Source organism: Flavobacterium myungsuense, assembly GCF_042677265.1.
GTDB lineage: Bacteria > Bacteroidota > Bacteroidia > Flavobacteriales > Flavobacteriaceae > Flavobacterium > Flavobacterium myungsuense.
This window is the reverse complement of record NZ_JBHTIZ010000003.1, coordinates 1-4,797: the sequence shown is the minus strand read 5'-3', so window position 1 is coordinate 4,797 and position 4,797 is coordinate 1. Positions and strand designations below refer to the sequence as shown.

Genomic DNA, 4,797 nt, shown 5'->3' with positions numbered 1-4,797 from the left:
GCGACGCCACTTCACAGTCTCCAACCTATCCTACACATCATTTATCCAAGGTCAATACTAAGCTATAGTAAAGGTGCACAGGGTCTTTTCGTCCCACTGCGGGTAAACGGCATCTTCACCGTTACTACAATTTCACCGAGCTCATGGCTGAGACAGTGTCCAGATCGTTACACCATTCGTGCAGGTCGGAACTTACCCGACAAGGAATTTCGCTACCTTAGGACCGTTATAGTTACGGCCGCCGTTTACTGGGGCTTCAATTCAATGCTTCTGGTTACCCATAACATCTCCTCTTAACCTTCCAGCACCGGGCAGGTGTCAGGCCCTATACTTCATCTTACGATTTTGCAGAGCCCTGTGTTTTTGATAAACAGTCGCCTGGACCTCTTCACTGCGGCCCCGATTACTCGGGGCGACCCTTCTCCCGAAGTTACGGGTCTATTTTGCCTAATTCCTTAGCCATGAATCTCTCGAGCACCTTAGGATTCTCTCCTCGACTACCTGTGTCGGTTTACGGTACGGGTACTAATAACCTGAAGTTTAGAGGTTTTTCTTGGAAGCCCTTAGGTACACTATCTCGTTGGCCGAAGCCGCTGAGTACTATCGCATTTCACCAAAACCTGCGGATTTGCCTACAGGTCCTATAGCTAGGTGCTTTAACGAACTATTCCGTCAGTTCGCGGTACTTTCATCACTCCGTCACCCCATCACAGTTATCAGTAGTACGGGAATATTAACCCGTTGGCCATCGACTGTCCCTTTCGGGTTCGCCTTAGGTCCCGACTAACCCACAGCTGATTNCCTGCGGATTTGCCTACAGGTCCTATAGCTAGGTGCTTTAACGAACTATTCCGTCAGTTCGCGGTACTTTCATCACTCCGTCACCCCATCACAGTTATCAGTAGTACGGGAATATTAACCCGTTGGCCATCGACTGTCCCTTTCGGGTTCGCCTTAGGTCCCGACTAACCCACAGCTGATTAGCATAGCTGTGGAAACCTTAGTCTTTCGGTGTGCGGGTTTCTCGCCCGCATTATCGTTACTTATGCCTACATTTTCTTTTCTCACCAGTCCAGCATACCTTACGATACACCTTCAACCCTGTGAGAATGCTCCCCTACCACTTTGTATTACTACAAAATCCATAGCTTCGGTAATATGTTTATGCCCGATTATTATCCATGCTCGTCCGCTCGACTAGTGAGCTGTTACGCACTCTTTAAATGAATGGCTGCTTCCAAGCCAACATCCTAGCTGTCTGGGCAGACAAACCTCGTTCTTTCAACTTAACATATATTTGGGGACCTTAGCTGATGGTCTGGGTTCTTTCCCTCTCGGACTTGGACCTTAGCACCCAAGCCCTCACTGCAAGGAAACATTATATAGCATTCGGAGTTTGTCAGGAATTGGTAGGCGGTGAAGCCCCCGCATCCAATCAGTAGCTCTACCTCTATATAACTTATATCTNATTATATAGCATTCGGAGTTTGTCAGGAATTGGTAGGCGGTGAAGCCCCCGCATCCAATCAGTAGCTCTACCTCTATATAACTTTGCGCCGTGCGCTGCACCTAAATGCATTTCGGGGAGTACGAGCTATTTCCGAGTTTGATTGGCCTTTCACCCCTACCCACAGGTCATCCGAAGACTTTTCAACGTCAACCGGTTCGGACCTCCACACTGTGTTACCAGCGCTTCATCCTGCCCATGGGTAGATCACACGGTTTCGCGTCTAACACTACTGACTAAAGCGCCCTATTCAGACTCGCTTTCGCTACGGATCCATGCCTTAAGCACTTATCCTTGCCAGCAACGTTAACTCGTAGGCTCATTATGCAAAAGGCACGCCGTCACCCCATTTCAGGGCTCCGACCGCTTGTAAGCGTATGGTTTCAGGATCTATTTCACTCCGTTATTCACGGTTCTTTTCACCTTTCCCTCACGGTACTGGTTCACTATCGGTCTCTCAGGAGTATTTAGCCTTAGCGGATGGTCCCGCCAAATTCAGACAGGGTTTCACGTGCCCCGCCCTACTCAGGATACCACTATTTATTACACTCGTTACCTATACGGGACTATCACCCTCTTTGGTCCTACTTTCCAGTAGATTCTAATTCCTTGTGCATAAAATGTCGTGGTCCTACAACCCCAACATTGCCGTAACAACATTGGTTTGGGCTAATCCGCGTTCGCTCGCCACTACTTACGGAATCACTTTTGTTTTCTTCTCCTCCGCCTACTTAGATGTTTCAGTTCAGCGGGTTTGCCCACCTATCGGTGTACTATGTCTTCAACATAGTGGGTTGCCCCATTCGGGTATCTACGGATTAATTCGTGTGTGCCAATCCCCGTAGCTTTTCGCAGCTTATCACGCCCTTCTTCGCCTCTGAGAGCCTAGGCATCCCCCATACGCCCTTATTTTGCTTATTGTACTTACGTAGTATTAAGTTTTAAGTATTAAGTACTATGACTAAAGTCTTCATACTTGATAATAGCCACTTGATACTATCATGTTCTTTCTACTTTTTATTATTTCTTATCTCAATATGTCAATGAACTTTTCTTTAGACTAAAAGAACAAAGAAAATAGAGAATAGACTCAGTCTATATTCTTTTTTCTGTATTCAATCTTCTTCAGATAGTGGAGAATAACGGAGTCGAACCGTTGACCTCCTGCGTGCAAGGCAGGCGCTCTAGCCAGCTGAGCTAATCCCCCAATCTAATTATGAATTGTGAATTATGAATTATGAATGAATACCCATAATTTCTCAACTCTAGAATTTCTTCTTTTTTTAAGCTTTTNTTCAGATAGTGGAGAATAACGGAGTCGAACCGTTGACCTCCTGCGTGCAAGGCAGGCGCTCTAGCCAGCTGAGCTAATCCCCCAGTTTCTTCAGTTGGCAGTGTTCAGTTTTCAGTTTTGCTGCGACAGTTCGTACTAACGTACTCGTGTCAGTAACTTTACTTTACATCCAAATGAGTTGGTGAATTGACAACTTCTAGAATTTCCTTAAGCTTTAAATAGTAGTCCCGCCCAGACTCGAACTGGGGACCCCAACATTATCAGTGTTGTACTCTAACCAGCTGAGCTACGAGACTCTGTTTATTACTTAATTTGTATTATTTGAACTAACAGCGAGAGTAATTAAATCTTATTCTTTGGAACTAGTTAAATTGCGTCTTTCTCTAGAAAGGAGGTGTTCCAGCCGCACCTTCCGGTACGGCTACCTTGTTACGACTTAGCCCTAGTTACCAGTTTTACCCTAGGCAGCTCCTTGCGGTCACCGACTTCAGGCACCCCCAGCTTCCATGGCTTGACGGGCGGTGTGTACAAGGCCCGGGAACGTATTCACCGGATCATGGCTGATATCCGATTACTAGCGATTCCAGCTTCACGGAGTCGAGTTGCAGACTCCGATCCGAACTGAGAACGGTTTTATAGATTCGCTCCTACTCACGTAGTGGCTGCTCTCTGTACCGTCCATTGTAGCACGTGTGTAGCCCAAGGCGTAAGGGCCGTGATGATTTGACGTCATCCCCACCTTCCTCACAGTTTGCACTGGCAGTCTTGTTAGAGTTCCCGACTTGACTCGCTGGCAACTAACAACAGGGGTTGCGCTCGTTATAGGACTTAACCTGACACCTCACGGCACGAGCTGACGACAACCATGCAGCACCTTGTAAATTGTCTTGCGAAAGTTCTGTTTCCAAAACGGTCAATCTACATTTAAGCCTTGGTAAGGTTCCTCGCGTATCATCGAATTAAACCACATGCTCCACCGCTTGTGCGGGCCCCCGTCAATTCCTTTGAGTTTCATTCTTGCGAACGTACTCCCCAGGTGGGATACTTATCACTTTCGCTTAGCCACTGAGATTACTCCCAACAGCTAGTATCCATCGTTTACGGCGTGGACTACCAGGGTATCTAATCCTGTTCGCTACCCACGCTTTCGTCCATCAGCGTCAATCCATTAGTAGTAACCTGCCTTCGCAATTGGTATTCCATGTAATCTCTAAGCATTTCACCGCTACACTACATATTCTAGTTACTTCCTAATAATTCAAGTCCTACAGTATCAATGGCCGTTTCCCCGTTGAGCGGGGAGATTTCACCACTGACTTATAAGACCGCCTACGGACCCTTTAAACCCAATGATTCCGGATAACGCTTGGATCCTCCGTATTACCGCGGCTGCTGGCACGGAGTTAGCCGATCCTTATTCTTACGATACCGTCAAGTCCCGACACGTCGGGATGTTTCTTCTCGTATAAAAGCAGTTTACAATCCATAGGACCGTCATCCTGCACGCGGCATGGCTGGATCAGGCTTGCGCCCATTGTCCAATATTCCTCACTGCTGCCTCCCGTAGGAGTCTGGTCCGTGTCTCAGTACCAGTGTGGGGGATCTCCCTCTCAGGACCCCTACCCATCGTGGCCTTGGTAAGCCGTTACCTTACCAACTAGCTAATGGGACGCATGCTCATCTTTTGCCGTTGTGACTTTAATAGTAGTACCATGCGGTATCACTATACTATGAGGTATTAATCCAAATTTCTCTGGGCTATCCCTCTGCAAAAGGTAGATTGCATACGCGTTACGCACCCGTGCGCCGGTCTCTAGTATTGCTACTATACCCCTCGACTTGCATGTGTTAAGCCTGCCGCTAGCGTTCATCCTGAGCCAGGATCAAACTCTTCATCGTATATTGTCGCTAAATTACTTTAGCATTTATTTTAGACGAATTCTCTAGCTTTATTCTATCCCGAATAATCGGGACTCGATTCTCTTACTCTCTTTTT

3 tRNA genes and 2 rRNA genes are annotated in these 4,797 nt (G+C 47.1%); all 5 read right to left on the bottom strand.

Annotated features, from left to right (window positions below):
• Positions 1-2,427, bottom strand: a 23S ribosomal RNA gene (locus tag ACFQ0S_RS00185); the annotation flags it as partial.
• Between the two features lie 213 nt (positions 2,428-2,640).
• Positions 2,641-2,714: transfer RNA gene (locus ACFQ0S_RS00180), tRNA-Ala, on the bottom strand.
• Between the two features lie 96 nt (positions 2,715-2,810).
• Positions 2,811-2,884, bottom strand: a tRNA-Ala gene (locus ACFQ0S_RS00175).
• 139 nt (positions 2,885-3,023) lie between these two features.
• A tRNA-Ile gene (locus tag ACFQ0S_RS00170) sits at positions 3,024-3,097 on the bottom strand.
• A 91-nt stretch (positions 3,098-3,188) separates the two neighbouring features.
• A 16S ribosomal RNA gene (locus ACFQ0S_RS00165) occupies positions 3,189-4,700 on the bottom strand.
• Positions 4,701-4,797: the final 97 nt, after the last annotated feature.